Raw genomic sequence first — 19,143 nt, 5'->3', positions numbered from 1 at the left:
TATCGCGTTTCGCTACGCTGGATCCGTGGACCTCGACAAGCACCCCCAGAAGCCGGTCGCCCACGCGGAACCCGGCGCTGCCATCCGTGCCTCCGATGCCGACCGTGACCGGATCGCGGACATCCTCAGGGACGCCCTGGCCGAGGGCCGGCTGGACGCCGAGGAGCACTCCGAGCGGATCGACGCCGTCTACCGCGCCAAGACTGTCGGCGAGCTCGAACCGATCGTCCAGGACCTGCCTGCGACCCGCGGGCGCCCGGACGCCGCCTCGTACGCGTACGGGCCCGAAGAGTCCGCCGGACCCGACGGACCGGCCGACAACCTGATCGCCGTCTTCTCCAGCTCCACCCGCAAGGGCCGCTGGCGCGTCGGCCGCCGCACCAATGCCTTCTCGCTGTTCGGCAACATCGAGATCGACCTCACCGAGGCGCTCTTCGGGCAGCGGCTGACCGTGATCAACGCGACGTCCATCTTCGGCAATGTCGAGGTCCGGGTCCCGGAGAACATCTCGCTGCGCGGGTGCGGCACCGGCTTCTTCGGCAACTTCGACGTCCTCACTCTGGAGGCCGAAGACCCCGCGGCCCCGGTCGTCGTCGTCAACGGCTACTCGGTTTTCGGCAATGTCGAGGCCAAGCCCAAGCGAGGCCGCCGCATCTCCGATCTCCATCACGGCCTGCGCAAACACTTCGGCTGACGGCTGCGCTCCGGAGTGCCTTCCGGCCGCGAGCGCCGGTGCGCAATTCCGTGCGTCGGAACTGAGTGCCACTCAGTGAATAGGAGTGCGCACAGCGGGTAGGGAGTGCTGCATCGTCTCTCGCTCGCGAAGCCGTCGTCAGGAGTAGACCGTGCTGCAACTGCCGCATCAGTCCTTGCAGGTCGCCGCCGTTCCGCCCCAGCGAATTCCCGCTCGGGAAGATCAGGCCGGACCCTGGCACGCGGAGGCGGTGTGCCGTCGGGACGAAGCCGGACTGTTCTTCGCCCCGTCCAAGGAGCCGACGGCCGCGAGGCTGTCGCGCGAGGAGGCTGCCAAGCGGGTCTGCGCCCGCTGCCCGGTGATGGTCGAGTGCCGGGAGCATGCCCTGCTCCAGCCCGAGCCGTACGGCGTGTGGGGCGGGCTGACGGCGGCCGAGCGCCGCGTGGTGCTGGCCCGGCGCAGGCGGCGCGAGGTCGAAAGCAAGAAGTCGGCGTCGGCGGCCTGACGGTCGACGAGGCGTCGGACGGTACGGACGCGCACACACGGGAAGGGCGCCCCACCACACTTGGGGGCGCCCCTTCCCGTATCTGCGGCTGGTTCCTACTTCGCGCGGTCGAAGTCGATGGCGCTGTACGCGCGCAGCTTCGACAGGCGGTGGACCGAGTCGATCTGGCGGATCGTGCCGGACTTGGAGCGCATCACCAGCGACGAGGTGGTGGCGGTTTCGGCGCGGTAGCGGACGCCGCGCAGCAGCTCGCCGTCGGTGATGCCGGTGGCGACGAAGAACACGTTGTCGCCGCTGACCAGGTCGTTCGTGTGGAGCACCCGGTCCAGGTCGTGTCCGGCGTCGAGCGCGCGCTGCCGCTCGGCGTCGTCCTTGGGCCAGAGCTTGCCCTGGATGGTGCCGCCGAGACACTTGATCGCACAGGCAGAGATGATGCCCTCGGGCGTGCCGCCGACGCCCATCAGCATGTCGACGCCGGTGCCTTCGCGCACGGCCATGACCGAGCCCGCGACATCGCCGTCCGAGATGAACTTGATGCGCGCGCCGGTCTCGCGGATCTCCTTGACGATGCCCTCGTGGCGGGGGCGGTCCAGGATGACGACGGTGACGTCATCGGGCGAGGACTTCTTGGCCTTGGCGACCCGGCGGATGTTGACCGACACGGGGGCGTTGATGTCGACGAAGTCGGCGGCCTCGGGGCCGGTGACGAGCTTGTCCATGTAGAAGACCGCGGACGGGTCGAACATGGCGCCGCGGTCGGCGGCGGCGAGGACGGCGATGGCGTTGGGCATGCCCTTGGCGTTGAGCGTGGTGCCGTCGATCGGATCCACGGCGATGTCGACCTCGGGGCCGGTGCCGTCGCCGATCCGCTCGCCGTTGAACAGCATCGGGGCTTCATCCTTCTCGCCCTCGCCGATGACGACGATGCCGTTCATCGAGACGGTGGAGACGAGGGTCCGCATGGCCTTGACCGCCGCGCCGTCCGCGCCGATCTTGTCGCCGCGGCCGACCCACCGGCCGGCGGCCATGGCGGCGGCCTCGGTGACCCGGACGAGCTCCAGGGCCAGGTTGCGGTCGGGCGCCTCGGGGGAGACTTCGAGCTGGGACGGAAGATTGTGCTCGGTCATCGGAGCGCACCTTTCTGTACGACGACGGCCGGAAAGAGGGTGATCCGACTCTATCTGTACGTCGACAAATTGAGCAGAGGGGGCAACGTTTGAGCACGCCACCTTGATGCGACCATGGGGGCGTGGCAGGTATGCGAGGCAGACAGACGGTGCGCGACATGGTGCTGTCGATGGCGCTCATTGGCGCCGTCGTGGCAGTGATCTATGTGTTCATTCCGCACGATGACAAGGCCGACCCGATCAGGGCGGTCGACTACCGGGTGGAGTTGGTGACGGCACGGCGCGCGGCGCCGTATCCGGTGGCGGCGCCGGAGGGCCTTGCGAAGGAGTGGAAGCCGACGTCCGTCTCGTACAAGGGGACCGACGGCAACGCCTGGCACCTCGGCTTCCTGGACCCGGACGGCGAGTACGTCGCGGTCGAGCAGTCCACGGTGCCGGCCCGCAAGTACATCCCGCAGGTCAGTCAGCAGGCCACGAAGACGGACCGCACGCAGCAGATCGCGGGCGCGGCCTGGGAGCGCTGGGAGGGGCCGAAGTACGACGCCCTGGTGCGTCACGACAAGGGTGGGACGACGGTCGTCACGGGCACGGCGTCGGCGCAGCGGCTCGCGGAGATGGCGGCCGCGCTGCGTACGTCATGACTCATGGCGAAGGCCGCCGCACCCGCTTGGGGTGCGGCGGCCTTCGCGTGGTGGCCGCTTGATGGCCGCGTGACGGCTCAGACGGTGGTGACGACCTCGTCGTACGTCAGACGCGGGGAGCGCGGAAACCAGGCGGCCTCGCCCGGCTTGCCGATGTTGACGACGGCCAGCACGGAGTGGTCACCCTCGGGGAAGAACTCCTTGGTGAGGCCCTCGGAGTCGAAGCCGGTCATCGGGCCCGCGGCCAGGCCTGCGGCGCGTACGCCGATGATGAAGTAGCCGACCTGCAGGGACGCGTTGAAGGTGCCGGCCTGCTCGCGCACCTGGCGCTCGCCGAAGACCGCGTCCTTGGCCTGCGGGAAGTGCGGGAACTGGGTCGGCAGCTCCTCGTGGAACTCGTGGTCCGTGGCGAGGACCGCGACCAGCGGGGCCTGGGCGGTCTTCTGCTGGTTGCCCTCCGAGAGGTGGCTCACCAGGCGCTCGCGGGCCTCGGCGGAGCGGACCAGGACGACACGCAGCGGCTGAATGTTCATCGAGGTCGGGGCGTACTTGACGAGGTCGTAGATGGCCTGGACCTGCTCCTCGCTCACCGGCTCGTCGGTGAAGGTGTTGGCGGTGCGGGCTTCGCGGAAGAGGAGGTCCTGGGCGGCGGAGTCAAGGGCGAGGGTCATTGCAGACGTACCTTCCGGGCATGCAGGGGGCTATTACGACGGAGGTAACCGTACCCCGGTACGTTAAATTTCAACTACATGCCCAGGGTGACCCGACTCACAGGGGAAAACCTTTCTGACCTGCTCAGTTCTCAGTGGTTCCGGCAGCCCCGGCCTCGCGCTCACCCTCGGACAGCGCCGCGTCGAGCCGGGCGCGGGCGCCCTCCAGCCAGCGGCGGCAGACCTTCGCCAGCTCCTCGCCGCGCTCCCACAGGGCCAGCGACTCCTCGAGCGTCGTGCCGCCCGCCTCCAGGCGGCGTACGACCTCGATCAGCTCGTCCCGCGCCTGCTCGTAGCCGAGCGCGGCCTCGTCCGTGTTGGCAGCCATGCGATCCACCCTATGCGTGAGGTACGACAACGACGTTCAGCTCGCCCTCCGAGACCCGTGCGCGCAGCTCGTCGCCCGCCGCGACCTCCTCCGGCGAGCGGACGACCGCCCCGTCCGCCCGCTGCAGCACCGCGTACCCCCGCTCCAGGGTCGCCGCCGGCGACAGCGAGACCACCCGGGCCCGGGTGTGCGCCAGCTCCGAGTCCGCGCGGTCAAGGAGGTGGCCGAGCACCCGCCGGCTGCGGGCCACCAGCGCGTCCACCTCCGCCTCGCGCTCGTCCACCATCCGGTGCGGATGCTCGATCGACGGGCGGGCCAGCGCATGGGCAAGACCCCGCTCCTCGCGGTCGAGCAGCCCCTGGACAGTGCGCAGCGCACGGTCGCGCAGCTGCCGCACCCGGTCCAGCTCCTCGCCGACGTCCGGTACGACCTTCTTCGCCGCGTCCGTTGGCGTCGACGCCCGCAGATCGGCCACCAGGTCGAGCAGCGGCGAGTCCGGCTCGTGCCCGATCGCCGACACCACGGGCGTACGGCACTCGGACACTGCGCGTACCAGCTGTTCGTCCGAGAACGGCAGCAGATCCTCCACGCTGCCGCCGCCCCGCGCCACGATGATCACGTCCACGTCCGTGAGCTCGTCCAGCTCCTTGACTGCCTGGACGACTTGGGGCACCGCGTGCACCCCCTGCACGGCGACATTGCGCACCTCGAAGCGGACGGCAGGCCACCGCCGCCGCGCGTTCTCCAGCACGTCGCGCTCGGCTGCCGATGCCCGCCCGCACACCAGCCCCACCCGGTGCGGCAGGAACGGCAGCGACTTCTTGCGCTCGACGGCGAACAGCCCCTCCGCGCCCAGGGTCCGCTTCAACTGTTCCAGGCGCGCCAGCAGTTCGCCGATCCCCACCGGCTTTATCTCCACGGCCCGCAGCGACAGCTGCCCCCGTGGTGCGTACCACTCCGGCTTGGCGTGCACCACCACGCGCGCGCCTTCCGCCACGACGTCGGCGACCGCGTCGAAGACCTGCCGGAAGCAGGTGACGCTCACGGAGATGTCGTACGAGGGATCGCGCAGGGTCATGAAGACGACCCCGGCGCCCGGCCGGCGCGAGAGCTGGGTGATCTGCCCCTCCACCCAGACGGCGCCGAGCCGGTCGATCCACCCTCCGATGAGCCGTGACACCTCGCCGACCGGCAGCGGAGCTTCCGCGGACGTATTGAGAGCCATACGGGCGAGCGTATCGGCCGGGTGCGACAACGCGGCCCGTGCCGACCGTCGTACGGGACGCGCCTGATCGTGCCGAGCACCGGCACCGCGAGATGCGGCAGCAAAGTTGGGCGGGCCGTCCATCAGGCGCACCACGAACCAGCCGGCCACGCTCGCGTGGCGGGTGATCTCTCGGCCCTTCTGGGCGGCCTTACGATGGGGGGCATGACTGCTACGACTCCTGCCCGACGCGTCCTGCTCGCCGCTCCCCGTGGCTACTGCGCGGGCGTGGACCGTGCCGTGATCGCCGTGGAGAAGGCCCTGGAGCAGTACGGGTCGCCGATCTATGTCCGCCACGAGATCGTCCACAACAAGTACGTCGTACAGACCCTGGAGAAGAAGGGCGCGATCTTCGTCGACGAGACGGCGGAGGTCCCCGAGGGGTCGATCGTCATGTTCTCCGCGCACGGCGTGGCGCCGGTCGTCCACGAGGAGGCGGCTCAGCGCAAGCTCGCGACGATCGACGCGACGTGCCCGCTGGTCACCAAGGTCCACAAGGAAGCCGTGCGCTTCGCGGACGAGGACTACGACATCCTGCTGATCGGCCACGACGGCCACGAGGAAGTCATCGGCACGTCCGGCGAGGCCCCCGACCACATTACGCTCGTGGACGGCCCCGAGGACGTCGCGAATGTGTCCGTACGGGACGAGTCGAAGGTCGTCTGGCTCTCGCAGACCACGCTGTCGGTCGACGAGACGATGGAGACGGTGGACAAGCTGAAGGAGAAGTTCCCGCAGCTGATCTCGCCGCCGAGCGACGACATCTGCTACGCCACGCAGAACCGCCAGATCGCGGTGAAGCAGATGGGCGCGGAGGCGGACCTGGTCATCGTGGTCGGTTCCAAGAACTCCTCGAACTCGGTGCGGCTGGTCGAGGTGGCGCTGGGCGCGGGGGCGGGCGACGCACATCTGGTGGACTTCGCGGAGGAGATCGACGAGGCGTGGCTGGACGGCGTCTCGACGGTCGGCGTCACGTCGGGCGCGTCCGTGCCCGAGGTGCTGGTCGAGGGCGTACTGGAGTGGCTTTCGCAGCACGGATTCGAGGACGTCGAGATCGTGAAGGCGGCGGAGGAGTCGATCACCTTCTCGCTGCCGAAGGAGCTCCGGCGCGATCTGCGCGCGGAGGCGGCGGGGCTGTCCGGGAAGTAACTGTCGGAGGCTGCCCGTAACGTTGTGTCCATGAACGTGTTCGGAGTGGACATCGGCGGATCCGGCATCAAGGGCGCACCCGTGGACCTTGAGCGTGGCCAACTGACGCAGGAGCGCTGCAAAGTCCTGACCCCGCACCCGGCGACGCCCGACGCGGTGGCGGACGGCGTGGCCGAGGTGGTCGGCAATTTCGGCTGGTCGGGCCCGGTCGGCATCACGTTTCCCGGTGTCGTCGTGGACGGCGTTACGCGTACGGCGGCAAATGTCGACAAGCGCTGGGTCGGCATGGACGCCTCGAAACTGCTGGGCGACCGTCTCGGGGGCCGGCCGGTGACGGTCCTGAACGACGCGGACGCGGCGGGCATCGCGGAGATGACGTTCGGCGCGGGCCGCGGCCGTAAGGGCACGGTGATCCTGCTGACGTTCGGCACGGGCATCGGCAGCGCGGTCTTCGTCGACGGCCGCCTGGTGCCGAACACCGAGCTCGGCCACCTCGAGCTGAACGGCCACGAGGCGGAGAAGCGCGCGTCGACGAAGGTCAAAGAGGACCATGAAATGAGCTGGCAGCAGTGGGCGCACCGGGTGCAGAAGTACCTGGCGCACGTGGAGATGTTGTTCTCGCCGGAGCTTTTCATCATTGGCGGCGGGGTGAGCCGCAAGGCGGACAGGTTTCTGCCGCTGATCGAGGGAATCAGGGCGGAGATCGTCCCGGCGGAGCTCCGGAACGACGCGGGAATCGTAGGCGCGGCGATGGCGGCGACGGGGAGGTAGGGGGCGAGCGGGCGGCGCTGGGTACGGGAGACCGGACCTGGGGCGGCCCGGGGACGGTCCGCGGGGCTGAGCCCTAGGGGCTCCGCATCGCGGACCCGGGCGGCGGGGCCGGATTGCCGGAGCCCCAGCCCTTGGTCGGGCGCGGGGTGGGACCGTCCATGGAGCGCGTCTGCTTGGGCTTGGCCGCGGACGCCGGCCGGGGTCTAGCCGCGGCGCGGCGGGGGGGCCGGGCGGGTGCGGCGCTGGCGGCGGGTCATCATGCGGATCTTTCGGGCGCACGTGATGAGCCCCGCGATCAGCGTGCCGCCGTACAGCCAGCCGGCGTGCACAGCGAGTGCGGTGATCACCGCCATCACCTGGCCGCCGAAGCCACCCGTGCCGCCGGAGATCGGCACGATCCCGACCGCGAACGCGATCGGAACGCTGATCGGCGCGGTGACCAGGTCCGCCTGCCGAACCCACAGCGCTGTCAGCGCGCTCACGGGCAGGAACAGCAGCCCGTACACCACCGCGGAGCCGCCGAACAGGAGCCAGTCCAGGCAGCCGAGCGCGAACATCGTCGAGGCTCCGAACAGTCCGCCGCCGAGCCCGGTCAGCCGGGGCTTGGGGAGTCTGCGCAGCGCGAGCACCACCGGCGGCACGGTGCGCGCGGGCCGGGCCGTGACCCGGTACACGGGGGTGCCTTCCGCCAGAGCGCCCTTGGCGAGCGCGCTCTGCGGGGAAAGGGGGACTCGGGGGGAGAGAGGGGGCTGCGGCCGCTGTCGGCGCTGAGATTGACTTGTCCTGGGCTGCTCCACCCGAACAAAGTAGGTCGCGACTGGGGAGGAATCAGGCGTGGGACACGCCCTTTGGCTGACCTTGGCGTTGAGTTCGACTCCCGGCTGCCGTCGATGCCCGGCTTGACTCGCCCGTAAACTGGGGAATCGGCCCACCTCCGGGCCCGTACGGCCATCAGCCAGTCCTCACTCCAGGAAGTCGCCAACGTGTCGCTCACGATCGGAATCGTCGGCCTGCCGAATGTCGGCAAGTCGACGCTGTTCAACGCCCTGACCAAGAACGACGTGCTGGCGGCCAACTACCCGTTCGCCACCATCGAGCCGAACGTCGGCGTCGTCGGCGTCCCCGACGCCCGCCTCGCCAAGCTCGCCGAGATCTTCGGCTCGCAGCGGATCCTCCCGGCGACGGTCGACTTCGTCGACATCGCGGGCATTGTGCGCGGCGCGAGCGAGGGCGAGGGCCTGGGCAACAAGTTCCTGGCGAACATCCGTGAGTCCGACGCGATCTGCCAGGTCATCCGCGCCTTCAAGGACGAGAACGTCGTCCATGTCGACGGCAAGGTCTCGCCGAAGGACGACATCGAGACGATCAACACCGAGCTGATCCTCGCTGACCTCCAGTCGGTCGAGAAGGCGGTCCCGCGCCTGACGAAGGAGTCCCGCCTCCAGAAGGACAAGGTGGCGGTCCTGGCGGCGGTCGAGGAGGCGCAGAAGATCCTCGAGGCCGGCACGACGCTCTTCGCCGCGGGCATCACGGCCGGCACGGAGAAGGGCCGCCTGCTGCATGAGCTGCACCTGCTCACCACCAAACCCTTCCTCTACGTCTTCAACGTGGACGAGGACGAACTGGTCGACGAGGACTTCAAGAACGAGCAGCGCGCCCTGGTCGCCCCGGCCGAGGCGATCTTCCTGAACGCGAAGATCGAGTCCGAGCTGATTGAGCTCGACGACGACGAGGCGCTGGAGCTCCTCCAGTCGATGGGCCAGGAAGAGCCGGGCCTGGCGACGCTGGGCCGCGTCGGCTTCGACACGCTTGGCCTGCAGACGTACCTGACGGCGGGCCCGAAGGAAACCCGCGCCTGGACCATCAAGAAGGGCGCGACGGCCCCCGAGGCGGCCGGTGTGATCCACACCGACTTCCAGAAGGGCTTCATCAAGGCCGAGGTCATCTCCTTCGCCGACCTGGTGGAGGCGGGCTCGGTCCCGGAGGCCCGCGCGAAGGGCAGGGCGCGCATGGAGGGCAAGGACTACGTGATGCAGGACGGCGACGTGGTGGAGTTCCGCTTCAACGTCTGAGAGACCATGCAGAGGCGGCCTGACCTGCGAGGAAACAGGTCAGGCTGCTTTGCTGTCCGCAACAGTCCGCAGGACTCCGACGTCCTACTGTTGGTACCCGTGCTGGATCGGTGCCGCGGTTTCTGGCCCCGGCGCGCCAAGGGATCACATTTCGTAGACGGTGGATCGGTGTCCGACGTGGACGACCCATACCACCAGTTCCCCATTGTCGATCGTGTAAATGACGCGGTAATCACCCACCCGGAGGCGACGGCGGTCGGGCTGGGACGCGAGGGCTGTGGTGTTGAAGCCGAACGGATCGCTCTCCAGCTCCGTCAGCTTGGCCAGGATGCGGAGCGCTATGGCGCGGGGGATCTTGCGTAGCTCCGTCTGAGCCTCGGGCCGGAAGACGGTGCGGTACTCACTCACCGCGCGCCAGCGTCTCCCTCATGACGTCCTCGATCGGGGCGCCGATTGCCGGATTCGCCATGCGCTCGTCGATGATCCGGTTGATCTCGCGCTCTTCCCATTCCTGGTACTTGCGCAGGACCTCGATCGACACCACGGCGGCGACCTCTTTACCTCGCCGTGTGATGACGGTGGGTACGTCGTCCCGGTCGGCCCGCTCGACGACCTCGGCCAGGTGGGCACGCACATCGCGGATGGACTCTATGGGCATCTGGCTCATGAGCTCAAGAGTACCGAGTGTTGCATGTGTACACAATGTGCGTCCTTCCCTCGCGCGGGCGGGGAGGTGACAGGTTGCGGGGACTCGATGAGAGGGGCGTGGGGCGAAATGGGGCGGAGCAATCGGGAGACGGTCGTCCGGGGCGGGCAGCTGTACGAGGCGGTGCTCGACACCAACCAGTTCGCCGAGTCAGCGACCGGCCAGGTCGGGCGGGCGGAGCTCAGCTCGCGATGAGGCGCCGCAGGACCTCCAGGCCGTGGCTGCCGGGCTCGGCCGTCATCACCATCACGGTCTGGCCTTCGTCAGGGCTGCGCAGCACCTGCCAGTCGAGGGCGTAGTCGCCGGCCTCGGGATGGGTGAGGTTCTTGGTGCCGCGGGTCTGGTAGCTGGCGTGGCGCTCGGCCCACCAGGTGCGGAAGTCGGTGTCCCGCAGGGAGAGTTCGCCGACGAGTGAGGCAAGGCGCGGTTCCACGATCCCCTCCGCGGCGGCGCGGACGAAGCCGACGCAGTTGCGCGCGACGGGGTGCCATTCGGCGTAGCGGTCGCGGACCTGGGAGTCCAGGAAGAGCATGCGCAGGAAGTTGCGCCGGCCCGCGGGGACCTCGGCGAAGTCGCGGAAGACCGCGGTGGCGAGCGGGTTCCACGCCAGTACGTCGAGCCATCTGCCCAGCACCATGGCGGGGCTGTCGCGCAGGTTGTCGATGAGGAGCCGGAGCTGGGGATGGACGCGCTCGGGGCCGGCGGGCCTGTGGGGTGCCTGCCGGTCGGTCTTGTCGGCGAGTTGGAAGAGGTACGTGCGCTCGTCCGCCGTGAGCCGCAGGGCAGCGGCGATGCCGTCGAGAACGGTGGAGGAGGCGCCGGCGAGGCGTCCCTGCTCCAGGCGTGTGTAGTAGTCGGTGCTGATCATCGCGAGCTGAGCCACTTCCTCGCGCCGCAGTCCCCGGACACGGCGGACGCCACTGCCGTCCGCGAGGCCGACGGCAGCGGGGGTGAGGTCGCTCCGGCGTGCCTTGAGGAAGGCGCCGAGCTCTTCGGGGCGGAGGCTGCGCGTACTCATGTCGTCAGTATCCACCTGGGAACCCCAACCGTACTGTTCCAGGTTCTTTCCCAGGAACAATCCTTCCCAGGAAAGAGCCTGGCCTGGCTGTATCCGGCTGCACGCGGGACGCTGTGCTGTGTCAGACGGCACCTTTTCCCAGGATGAAAGGCCAGAGTCATGCGTCAGGATGTCACCTTCGCGAGCCACGGAAACCAGTTGGTGGGGCACCTGTATCTGCCGGACGAGTTGCACGCCGGGGAACGGGTTCCGGCCGTCGTGGTCGTGGGTCCCGCCTCCGGAACCAAGGGGCAGGCCCCGGCCGTATACGCCACGCGCCTCGCCGCGCTCGGGTATGCCGCCCTCGCCTTCGATCACACCAGCTACGGCGAGAGCCCCGGGTTCCCGCGCACCGACGAGGACCCGTTCGCCAAGATCGAGGACATCAAGGGCGCGGTCACCTTCCTGACCGGCCGGCCCGAGGTCGACGGAGACCGCATCGCCGCGATCGGGGTGTGCGCGGGCGGCGGCTACGCGCCCGCGGCGGCCGTGACGGATCGACGCATCAAGGCCGTGGCCACCGCGAGCGGGTTGCCCGACCTGCGGGCCACGGTCCTGGCCGCGGGTGACTGGCAGGGCATCATGGCCGCCGCACAGGGCGCGCGGGAGACGTACTCCCGCACCGGCCGCCCCGTCTACGTCCCCTTCCTGGCCGAAGGCCAGTTGGACGAGTGGCGGGAGAACGGCAAGAAGTTCTACCTCACCGAGCGCAACGAGGACCCGAACTGGGCCAACCGGACACTGCTGTGGTCCTACGACAAAATGATCCACTTCTCCGCACTGGACACCGTGGAGCTGCTCGCCCCCACACCGCTGCTGGTGATTGCCGGCGACAAGGCCGAGACCCTGGGACAGAGCGAGGCCGTGTACGCCAGGGCCAACGAACCCAAGGAACTGCACCTGATCCAGGGCGGCCGCCACTTCGACCTCTACGACCGGCCCGAGTACGTCACCCCGGCCGTAGCGAAGATCGACACGTTCTTCAAGCAGCACCTGACTGCCGGCCTGCCGCGGTGACGGCGGCTTCCGGTTCCCGGTCCCCGGAAGACCCGGCAAAGTACAAGCTCAGTGACCCATGGCAGTGTGGTCGCGCATGAAAGAGGAGCCTGAAATGGCGGATATGTCGGAGAAATACAAGCAGTTCGTGCGGGATTTCATCAAGGGCATCAACTCGCACGACCCGTCGCAGCTGACCAAGCCGTGGGCGGAAAGCGTTGTCATCCATGCGGGTGCCGGGGTGGGTGATTTCACCGATATTGCGACGCTCCAGGCATTCATCGGGGGTTTCTGGAAGGCCGTACCGGATCTTCGGGTCGAGGTTCTGCACCTCATCTGCGAGGGTGATCTCGTAGCAGCCCGGCTGCGGATGGCGGGAACCAACACCGGTGCTTTCGCGGAGGGGCCGGGAAGCGGCGGAACGGAGGTCGTGTTCACCGGTATGGCTTTCTACCGGTGCAGCGACGAAGGAATCGTAGAGGACTGGTTCGTCGACGATCTCCTGAACTTCCTGATGCAGCTCGGTGCGGTGCGTGAGGACATCCTCTCCGCCCCGTTCGGCAAGGGCTGAACTCCGGCCCGCCGGACAGCAGGCCGGATCCGGGGATGTCGATGCCGGCGTAGACGAAGGCGGCGGCCAGGCGCCCGGAGAAGTACTTGAGGGTGTCGGCTACTTCGGCGCCGTGTCGGCTGGTGAGTGAGATGTTGTGGAGTTCCGCTTCAGTTCATGAATTCCACCACGTCGCTGATGTGGGGGAGTTAATGCCCAAAATACAAGTGGCCGACGAGGCTCGAGCCGAACTCGTTCAGGGCTTCGTCGGCCATCCTCCGCTGTCCTCGCTGAGCAGTGCGCCCCCGCCTGTCTGTGTGCTCCCGCGTTGAGCAGCACGTGTATCCCTTGTCGGACTCGACGTCGGCCACATCGGCGGCGCGGCACCTGCCGGCACGTTCGTCGACTTCGCGCCGATGCATCTGTTCACCACGGCGGCCCTGGCCCGGATCAACACCCTTGCCCCGGGCGCCGCCGATGTCGTGCGCTACCGCCCCAACATCGTCATCGACACACCAGGCTGCGGTTTCCCCGAGAACGACTGGCCCGGCCGCACCCTGCGCATAGGCGACGACCTCACCCTCCACGTCATCGCCCGCACACCGCGGTGCGCCATCCCCACCCTCGCGCACGGACCCGTGCCCCGGGACACGGCCGCCCTACGGGTGCTGGCCGACCACAACCGGATCACGCCCCTGGACTCGATGGCTCCCCAACCCTGCGCCGGAGACTACGCACAGGTCACCACCCCCGGCAGGATCAAGCTCGGCGACGCTGTCTGTTGGGCCTGACCCATTCTGACCTCGGCAGTTCGCGCCGATGGGGCTGCCAAGACTCTGCGCTGGCAGAGCGGCGAACCGTGGGGGAGGAAAAGGTGTGGCCGCGATGTCATACCCGGCAGCTACGGTGCTGCCATGGCCAGCGGGGGCATCCTTCGCGATCGCCGGGTCGGGCGGAGTCGGCTGGTATCCAGCCGCACTGACACTCCGCTGGCAGGGCCGCTGGCCGATCTGATTGCGGCGACGTACGGACCGCTTCCCCTGTTGTCCGAGGCACTGGCCGGGTTCGCCGGTGTCGTCGAGGCATACATCTACGGCTCATGGGCCGCGCGCTACAACGGCGAGCCGGGTCCGCCGCCGGCCGATGTCGATGTCCTCGTGGTGGGTGATCCGGACCCCGACTCCCTCTTCGACCTCGCTGAGGACGTCTCCCGTCGGCTGCACCGCGAGGTCAACGTCCACCGGGTCACGACCGAGGCATGGACCACGGACACTGATGACCCGTTTCTCACCAGCGTCCGAGAGCGTCCGCTGGTCCAGTTGAACCTTGATCAGGAGGCGTGATGGCGGGTTGGGACAAGGGGCGGGCGACGATCGATGCTCTCATCGGCAGCGGTGAGATCGAGCGGGTTCCCGCTTCGCGTCACGCAGCCGAGGCGGAGCTTGCCCGGGCGCGCACGCATGTCGACTCCGCGCGTCAACTGTTGGCGAAGGATCCGGAGGGCGCGTACACGCTGGCGTACGATGCCGCGCGCAGAGCATTGGCCGCCGTATTGCAGAACCAGGGCCTGCGCGTGACGAGTCGTGGCGGGCGCACGGCTGTTTACGAGGCCGTGCGGGCCCAACTCGATCCGCCGCTGGGGTCCATCCTGCGTCCCCGTTCAACCGCATGCGCGCCCGGCGAAACGAGGTCGAGTACCGGTCGTCGGAGGCTCCTTCGGTGACTCCGGAGGAGGTCGCCGCCGACGTGTCGAAGGTGGAGGCGCTCATCGAGCTTGCGGAGAAGGCCGTCCCGAACATGCCTCGCTATTGAAGGCCTGCCAGGGTTCGCCAGCCGGACGACGACGTTACGAGCAGTCCGCAAACAGTCCGCAGCACAGCCGTAAGCGACTATTGCCGACCAACGCAAGTAGGCGCAGAAAAGCCAGGTCAGCGCTGTACCTGCGGCCTCTGCCGCAGGTCAGGATCGGCCCGGATACGTTCCGCTTCAACGTCTGATCCGTTCAATGGAAGGCCCGCCGACCTGTGCTGGAGAGGTCAGCGGGCCTTTGCTGTGCGACGCTCGCCCGCGTCCGCCAATTCCGCGAGCACCTCCGCGTGGCAGCGTTCCGGGACGCACCAGCAGCCGAGTCGGCGGCCGCGCAGGGTCGGGAGGTGGGCGAGGAGGTCAGGGCGGGCCAGTAGATATGCGCGGTACTTTTCGACGACCTCTTCGCGGGTGCCGTCGGGGCCCGGGCGGAATGGGCTGGCCAGGGGGGAGCCGTCGAGGTGCCAGCCGCCGCGGTGCATGGCGCGGCCCACGTAGACGACGTCCGCGTACTCGGGGTCGTCGCGATGGCCCTTGAGGTTGACGACTGTCGTCCTGTCCATGTGCTGGATCCTCCGGCCTCGGGCCGCGCCCGGCAACGTGAAGACCGCGCAGGTCGTCGTGGCGTGCGCGGGCCTCGGGTAGTTCCTGCTGCTCTGAGGTGCGAGGGAGCGGTCTCGCTCCTTGGGTCCCGCGGTCCGCCGCTCGCGGCTCGCGCGACCCGTAGGGCCGCGGGCACGGAGGGAGGGACTCTGCCGCGATCAGGGCGCTCGCGACGAGTGGTGTAGGGGGAGGCCTGTGCGAGAGGCTCATCACAGGGCGCCGCATTGGTCGCGCCCGGCCGGGCGGTGCAGGACGCGCGTGGTGAACGGCTGACGGCGAGAAAGAGGAGTGGGACATGTCGTACCCCGACCCGAAATACGTCGAGGGCAAGGGCGAAATCATCGCGGAATTCCGGCCGGCGGACACAGCCGCGAATCTGCGGTCGCAGACCGGGAGCCGTACGCACTATCTGGCCACCACCGCTTCCACCGGCGGGGAGTTCGGGCTCTACCGGATGGACATGGCCCCGAGGGCGGGCGGCCCCAAGACGCACTTCCACAAGTCGATCTCGGAGTCCTTCTTCATCATCGAGGGGACGGTGCGGCTCTACAACGGCGAAAGCTGGATCGACGGGACGGCGGGCGACTTCCTGTATGTGCCGCAGGGCGGTCTGCACGCCTTCCGCAATGACTCGGACGCCCTGGCGTCGATGCTGCTGCTCTTCACGCCGGGAGCACCGCGCGAGGAGTATTTCGAGAAGGTCGCGGAGGTCGCCACCGAGTGGTCGCCTCAGGAACAGGCGGAGTTCTTCATCAAGCACGACACCTACTGGACCGAGTGAGGCTACGGCCCAGGAGCCAGGCCGGTCTTCAGGCCCGCCCCGCACAGCGGGACCACGGCCGCGCGGTCGGTCCACCCGCCCGCTGCCGCCCAGCACGCGACGCCCGTGGACTCGACGAACAGTCCACGGGCGGCCAGATCCAGCTGTGCGGCCCGGATCTGATCCTCCGTCACCGTGAGAAAGGTGCCGCCGGACTCGCGTACGGCCCGCAGGATCTGCCGGGCGCGCGCAGGACGGGGGATCGCGATGCCCTCGGCGAGCGTCGGCCGTGGTGGCGCGCCGTCGTCGAGCAGCTCCCCGGCGCCGGCGCGGAAAGCGGCCGCGAGCGGGGAGACCGTCTCGGCCTGGACCGCGATCAGCGCGGGACGCTCGGCGATCAGACCGTGGGCGTGGAGCTCGCCGATGCCGAGGGCCGCGCCGAGGAGCAGGGTGCCGTTGCCGACGGGGACGACGATCGCCTCGGGGAGCGTGCCGCCCAGGTCCTCCCACAGTTCGTAGACGTACGTCTTCGTGCCGTGCAGGAAGTACGGGTTGTAGACGTGGCTCGCGTAGAACGTGCCGGGAGTGTCGGCGGCAGCGCGGGCGGCCTCAGCGGTGGCCTCGCGGTCGCCGGGGACGAGTTCGAGGTGCGCGCCGTGCGCCCGGATCTGCTCCACCTTCTTGGCGGAGGTGGCCTCGGGGACGTACACCGTGCAGTTGAGACCGGCGCGTGCGCAGTACGCGGCGATCGCCGTGCCGGCGTTGCCGCTGCTGTCGGCGATCACCCGCCGCGGCCCGAGCCGGCGAGCCAGCTCCGCAAGCAGTACCGCGCCGCGGTCCTTGAAGGAGAGCGTCGGCATCAGGAAGTCGAGCTTGGCGGAGACGGTTTCGGTGAGCGGTACCAGCGGGGTGCGGCCCTCGCCGAGGGAGACGGCGGGTGCGGAGATCGGCAGCGCCTCCTCGTATCGCCACAGTGAATTGACCCTGGCGGACAGGGACTTGAAGCCAACTGGAGCGGCGGTGAAGTCCAGATCCCACGGGCCGCGGCAGTTTGGGCAGCACCAGGGTGCCGACTCGACGGGGGCGCAGGTGGCGCAGTCCGGGCAGATGTACGAGCTCATGGTTCGCCAGCATGGCAGTTGTGTGGCGCATGTGTTACGCCACCCTCCGGACCCTTGTGCGATTCTTATGGATCCGCCAATCTTTCGCTCGGCAGGTAAGACAAGGACACGACAGCTGCAACTGTCAGGCATTGTCATGGGCCTGCCGGTATCCCCCACAGCAGCGCACCACCAATGAGGAGGACCCCTCACATGTCAGTGATGCGTAACTCGCGTCGAAGACTTGCCGCGGCCGGCGCGATAGCCGCCACCGCGCTCTCGCTCGGCGCGGCTTCCGCCCTCACGGCCACCGCGGCCGAGACGGCCCCCGTAGGCGTTATTCAGAACGCAGGCGCACCCGGAGTCATCAAGGGCAGCTACATCGTCACCCTCGACGAGTCGGCGCCCGAAGCGGATTCCAACGCAGGCAAGGCGCTCGCGGCCGAGTACGGTGCGAAGATCAAGAAGACGTACGAAGCCGCGCTGAACGGCTACGCCGTTGAACTCTCCGAGGCGCAGGCGAAGAAGTTCGCCGCGGACCCGGACGTCGCGTCCGTCGTGCAGAACCGTGTCTTCAAGGCGACCGGAACCCAGCCGAACCCGCCGTCCTGGGGCCTGGACCGGATTGACCAGAGGGCCCTCCCGCTTAACCAGAGTTACACCTACCCGGACACCGCGGGCGAGGGTGTGACCGCGTACATCATCGACACCGGTGTACGGATCACCCACAGCGACTTCGGCGGCCGGGCGTCGTACGGCTATGACGCCATCGACAACGACAACACCGCGCAGGACGGCAACGGCCACGGCACGCATGTGGCCGGCACCGTCGCCGGTTCGTCCTACGGCGTGGCCAAGAAGGCGAAGATTGTCGGCGTCCGCGTGCTCAACAACCAGGGCTCGGGTACGACCGCGCAGGTCGTCGCCGGTATCGACTGGGTGACGCAGAACGCCGTCAAACCGGCGGTCGCCAACATGAGCCTGGGCGGCGGCATCGACACCGCCCTCGACACGGCGGTGCGCAACTCCATCGCCTCCGGCGTCACTTACGCGGTCGCGGCGGGCAATGACAGCTCCAACGCCGCCAACTACTCGCCCGCGCGCGTCGCGGAGGCCATCACCGTCGGCTCGACGACCAGCACCGACGCCCGCTCCAGCTTCTCCAACTTCGGCACCGTGCTGGACGTCTTCGCCCCGGGTTCGTCGATCACCTCGTCCTGGAACACCAGCGACTCGGCGACGAACACGATCTCCGGCACGTCGATGGCGACCCCGCACGTCGCGGGCGCGGCGGCGCTCTACCTCGCGGCCAACAAGACCGCGACCCCGGCCCAGGTCTCCACGGCCCTGACCACCGCCGCGACGAGCGGCGCGGTGAGCAACCCGGGCACCGGCTCGCCGAACCGCCTGCTGTTCGTCGGCAGCGGTGACACCCCGCCGCCCGGCAAGAGGTTCGAGAACACCGCGGACTTCACGATCAGCGACTTCGCCACCGCCGAGTCTCCGATCACCGTCAGCGGAGTCACCGGGAACGCTCCGGCCGCTCTGCAGGTGCCCGTCGCCATCCAGCACACGTACATCGGTGACCTCCAGGTCCAGCTGATCGCGCCGGACGGCACCGCGTACACGCTGAAGGCGTACGGCGCCGGCGGCAGCACGGACAACATCAACACCACGTACACGGTCAACGCCTCGTCCGAGGTCGCGAACGGCACGTGGAAGCTGCGGGTCAGCGACAATGCGGCGCAGGACGTCGGCAAGATCGACTCCTGGGCGCTTCAGTTCTGAGCCGTGCAGTTCTGAGCTGTGCAGTCGTGAGCTGTGGAGTACTGAACTCTGAGTGAGACGGAGGAGGCGGTCGCCACGGCGACCGCCTCCTTCCGGTTCTGGGTGGGCGTAAGATCCGCGCGCCCGTTCGTACGATCTCGATGAGGAGCACCGAAACTGTGGACCCATCCACCCAGGGCTGGCAGCCATATCCGCAGTACGCTCCCAGGCCGTCCGTGAACGGCATCTCCATCGCCTCCCTCGTAGCACCGAGATCGGTCCGCCGCACGCTCGGCCTGGAAACCGCCCCGCCGGCCGAAGTGCCCGCGCAAGCGTCCACCGAGGGGCCCGGGGGCGAGTCCACGACAGAGTCCGGAGCCTGAGCCGCACCGCCCAGGCACCGGACTCGTCCGACTGCGCTCCGCCCGTTAGGCCCTGTCCGGGCGATCTTGTCGGGCCCGCGACGACAGCTACGGCACCTCGCTGTGTTGTCGAAAGTCGCCCAAGTACGTCCAGTACGAGGGCGATCTCCCCCAG

At 68.7% G+C, this 19,143-nt stretch carries 24 protein-coding genes; 14 read left to right on the top strand and 10 right to left on the bottom strand.

Annotation, left to right across the window (positions count from 1 at the left end):
• Positions 1–25 precede the first annotated feature (25 nt).
• Both ACWDO5_RS20345 and ACWDO5_RS20340 read left to right on the top strand, forming a co-directional pair.
• Positions 26–694 (top strand): DUF1707 SHOCT-like domain-containing protein, encoded by a 669-nt coding sequence (locus tag ACWDO5_RS20345; protein WP_450531730.1) that lies wholly within the window; start codon positions 26–28, stop codon positions 692–694.
• Positions 695–845: 151 nt separating this feature from the next.
• Positions 846–1,199 (top strand): WhiB family transcriptional regulator, encoded by a 354-nt coding sequence (locus ACWDO5_RS20340; RefSeq protein ID WP_450531729.1) that lies wholly within the window; start codon positions 846–848, stop codon positions 1,197–1,199.
• 95 nt (positions 1,200–1,294) lie between these two features.
• On the opposite strand, the gene glpX is transcribed toward ACWDO5_RS20340, so the two are convergent.
• On the bottom strand, positions 1,295–2,326 hold the full coding sequence (glpX, locus tag ACWDO5_RS20335) for a class II fructose-bisphosphatase (protein ID WP_450531727.1): 1,032 nt from the start codon (positions 2,324–2,326) through the stop codon (positions 1,295–1,297).
• A 131-nt stretch (positions 2,327–2,457) separates the two neighbouring features.
• On the opposite strand from glpX, the gene ACWDO5_RS20330 reads away from it, so the two are divergent.
• Positions 2,458–2,967 carry a DUF4245 domain-containing protein gene (locus tag ACWDO5_RS20330; RefSeq protein WP_450531745.1) on the top strand — a complete coding sequence of 170 codons (510 nt, stop codon included), beginning with the start codon at positions 2,458–2,460 and terminating at the stop codon, positions 2,965–2,967.
• Between the two features lie 77 nt (positions 2,968–3,044).
• Here ACWDO5_RS20330 and ACWDO5_RS20325 read toward each other — a convergent pair whose 3' ends face one another.
• The 3 genes from ACWDO5_RS20325 to xseA all read right to left on the bottom strand — a co-directional run bounded on the left by ACWDO5_RS20325 (position 3,045) and on the right by xseA (position 5,230).
• The gene (locus ACWDO5_RS20325; RefSeq protein ID WP_450531726.1) at positions 3,045–3,638 is read right to left on the bottom strand and encodes a malonic semialdehyde reductase; all 594 of its coding nucleotides are present in this window, start codon (positions 3,636–3,638) and stop codon (positions 3,045–3,047) included.
• A gap of 124 nt (positions 3,639–3,762) precedes the next feature.
• A complete protein-coding gene (locus tag ACWDO5_RS20320; RefSeq protein ID WP_450531725.1) occupies positions 3,763–4,005 on the bottom strand; it encodes an exodeoxyribonuclease VII small subunit in 243 nt (80 codons plus the stop codon).
• A 10-nt stretch (positions 4,006–4,015) separates the two neighbouring features.
• Positions 4,016–5,230, bottom strand: coding sequence for an exodeoxyribonuclease VII large subunit (gene xseA, locus ACWDO5_RS20315; RefSeq protein WP_450531724.1), 1,215 nt, complete (start codon positions 5,228–5,230; stop codon positions 4,016–4,018).
• A 195-nt stretch (positions 5,231–5,425) separates the two neighbouring features.
• Here xseA and ACWDO5_RS20310 point away from each other — a divergent pair, with 195 nt between their 5' ends.
• Positions 5,426–6,418 (top strand): 4-hydroxy-3-methylbut-2-enyl diphosphate reductase, encoded by a 993-nt coding sequence (locus tag ACWDO5_RS20310; protein ID WP_450531722.1) that lies wholly within the window; start codon positions 5,426–5,428, stop codon positions 6,416–6,418.
• 30 nt (positions 6,419–6,448) lie between these two features.
• Entirely contained in the window at positions 6,449–7,189 is a 741-nt protein-coding gene (gene ppgK, locus ACWDO5_RS20305) for a polyphosphate--glucose phosphotransferase (protein ID WP_450531721.1), read from the top strand.
• Between the two features lie 203 nt (positions 7,190–7,392).
• On the opposite strand, the gene ACWDO5_RS20300 is transcribed toward ppgK, so the two are convergent.
• Positions 7,393–7,863, bottom strand: a complete 471-nt coding sequence (locus ACWDO5_RS20300; protein WP_450531720.1) for a DUF6542 domain-containing protein — start codon at positions 7,861–7,863, stop codon at positions 7,393–7,395.
• Positions 7,864–8,172: 309 nt separating this feature from the next.
• Between ACWDO5_RS20300 and ychF the strand changes: the two genes are divergently transcribed.
• A complete protein-coding gene (ychF, locus tag ACWDO5_RS20295) occupies positions 8,173–9,261 on the top strand; it encodes a redox-regulated ATPase YchF (protein ID WP_450531719.1) in 1,089 nt (362 codons plus the stop codon).
• A 144-nt stretch (positions 9,262–9,405) separates the two neighbouring features.
• Here the strand turns inward: ychF and ACWDO5_RS20290 are convergent, their stop codons facing one another.
• Positions 9,406–9,669: a type II toxin-antitoxin system RelE family toxin gene (locus ACWDO5_RS20290; RefSeq protein ID WP_450531717.1), complete on the bottom strand. Its 264-nt coding sequence runs from the start codon at positions 9,667–9,669 to the stop codon at positions 9,406–9,408.
• The gene (locus tag ACWDO5_RS20285; RefSeq protein ID WP_450531716.1) at positions 9,662–9,928 is read right to left on the bottom strand and encodes a type II toxin-antitoxin system Phd/YefM family antitoxin; all 267 of its coding nucleotides are present in this window, start codon (positions 9,926–9,928) and stop codon (positions 9,662–9,664) included. Before ACWDO5_RS20285 ends, ACWDO5_RS20290 begins: the two co-directional genes overlap by 8 nt.
• 108 nt (positions 9,929–10,036) lie before the next feature.
• Here ACWDO5_RS20285 and ACWDO5_RS20280 point away from each other — a divergent pair, with 108 nt between their 5' ends.
• Entirely contained in the window at positions 10,037–10,162 is a 126-nt protein-coding gene (locus ACWDO5_RS20280; RefSeq protein WP_450531715.1) for a hypothetical protein, read from the top strand.
• Here the strand turns inward: ACWDO5_RS20280 and ACWDO5_RS20275 are convergent.
• Positions 10,149–10,985, bottom strand: a complete 837-nt coding sequence (locus ACWDO5_RS20275; protein ID WP_450531714.1) for an MmyB family transcriptional regulator — start codon at positions 10,983–10,985, stop codon at positions 10,149–10,151. The genes ACWDO5_RS20280 and ACWDO5_RS20275 overlap by 14 nt on opposite strands.
• 159 nt (positions 10,986–11,144) lie before the next feature.
• On the opposite strand from ACWDO5_RS20275, the gene ACWDO5_RS20270 reads away from it, so the two are divergent.
• The 5 genes from ACWDO5_RS20270 to ACWDO5_RS20250 all read left to right on the top strand — a co-directional run bounded on the left by ACWDO5_RS20270 (position 11,145) and on the right by ACWDO5_RS20250 (position 14,293).
• Positions 11,145–12,041: an alpha/beta hydrolase gene (locus tag ACWDO5_RS20270; RefSeq protein ID WP_450531713.1), complete on the top strand. Its 897-nt coding sequence runs from the start codon at positions 11,145–11,147 to the stop codon at positions 12,039–12,041.
• Positions 12,042–12,117: 76 nt separating this feature from the next.
• The gene (locus tag ACWDO5_RS20265) at positions 12,118–12,591 is read left to right on the top strand and encodes an ester cyclase (RefSeq protein ID WP_450531712.1); all 474 of its coding nucleotides are present in this window, start codon (positions 12,118–12,120) and stop codon (positions 12,589–12,591) included.
• Between the two features lie 350 nt (positions 12,592–12,941).
• Positions 12,942–13,361 carry an MOSC domain-containing protein gene (locus ACWDO5_RS20260; RefSeq protein ID WP_450531744.1) on the top strand — a complete coding sequence of 140 codons (420 nt, stop codon included), beginning with the start codon at positions 12,942–12,944 and terminating at the stop codon, positions 13,359–13,361.
• 123 nt (positions 13,362–13,484) lie between these two features.
• Positions 13,485–13,913: an ArsR family transcriptional regulator gene (locus ACWDO5_RS20255; RefSeq protein ID WP_450531711.1), complete on the top strand. Its 429-nt coding sequence runs from the start codon at positions 13,485–13,487 to the stop codon at positions 13,911–13,913.
• On the top strand, positions 13,913–14,293 hold the full coding sequence (locus ACWDO5_RS20250; RefSeq protein ID WP_450531710.1) for a hypothetical protein: 381 nt from the start codon (positions 13,913–13,915) through the stop codon (positions 14,291–14,293). Before ACWDO5_RS20255 ends, ACWDO5_RS20250 begins: the two co-directional genes overlap by 1 nt.
• A 313-nt stretch (positions 14,294–14,606) precedes the next feature.
• Here the strand turns inward: ACWDO5_RS20250 and ACWDO5_RS20245 are convergent, their stop codons facing one another.
• The gene (locus tag ACWDO5_RS20245; RefSeq protein WP_450531709.1) at positions 14,607–14,939 is read right to left on the bottom strand and encodes a DUF4326 domain-containing protein; all 333 of its coding nucleotides are present in this window, start codon (positions 14,937–14,939) and stop codon (positions 14,607–14,609) included.
• Positions 14,940–15,274: 335 nt separating this feature from the next.
• On the opposite strand from ACWDO5_RS20245, the gene ACWDO5_RS20240 reads away from it, so the two are divergent.
• Positions 15,275–15,760 (top strand): cupin domain-containing protein, encoded by a 486-nt coding sequence (locus ACWDO5_RS20240; protein ID WP_450531708.1) that lies wholly within the window; start codon positions 15,275–15,277, stop codon positions 15,758–15,760.
• 2 nt (positions 15,761–15,762) lie between these two features.
• On the opposite strand, the gene ACWDO5_RS20235 is transcribed toward ACWDO5_RS20240, so the two are convergent.
• A complete protein-coding gene (locus ACWDO5_RS20235; RefSeq protein WP_450531707.1) occupies positions 15,763–16,860 on the bottom strand; it encodes a pyridoxal-phosphate dependent enzyme in 1,098 nt (365 codons plus the stop codon).
• 192 nt (positions 16,861–17,052) lie between these two features.
• Here ACWDO5_RS20235 and ACWDO5_RS20230 point away from each other — a divergent pair, with 192 nt between their 5' ends.
• On the top strand, positions 17,053–18,627 hold the full coding sequence (locus ACWDO5_RS20230; RefSeq protein ID WP_450531706.1) for a S8 family peptidase: 1,575 nt from the start codon (positions 17,053–17,055) through the stop codon (positions 18,625–18,627).
• Positions 18,628–19,143 lie beyond the last annotated feature (516 nt).

The sequence above is a fragment of the Streptomyces sp. NPDC000880 genome (genome assembly GCF_053599675.1).
The sequence above is the reverse complement of the archived record's forward strand: the minus strand, read 5'-3'. Positions and strand labels throughout refer to the sequence as shown.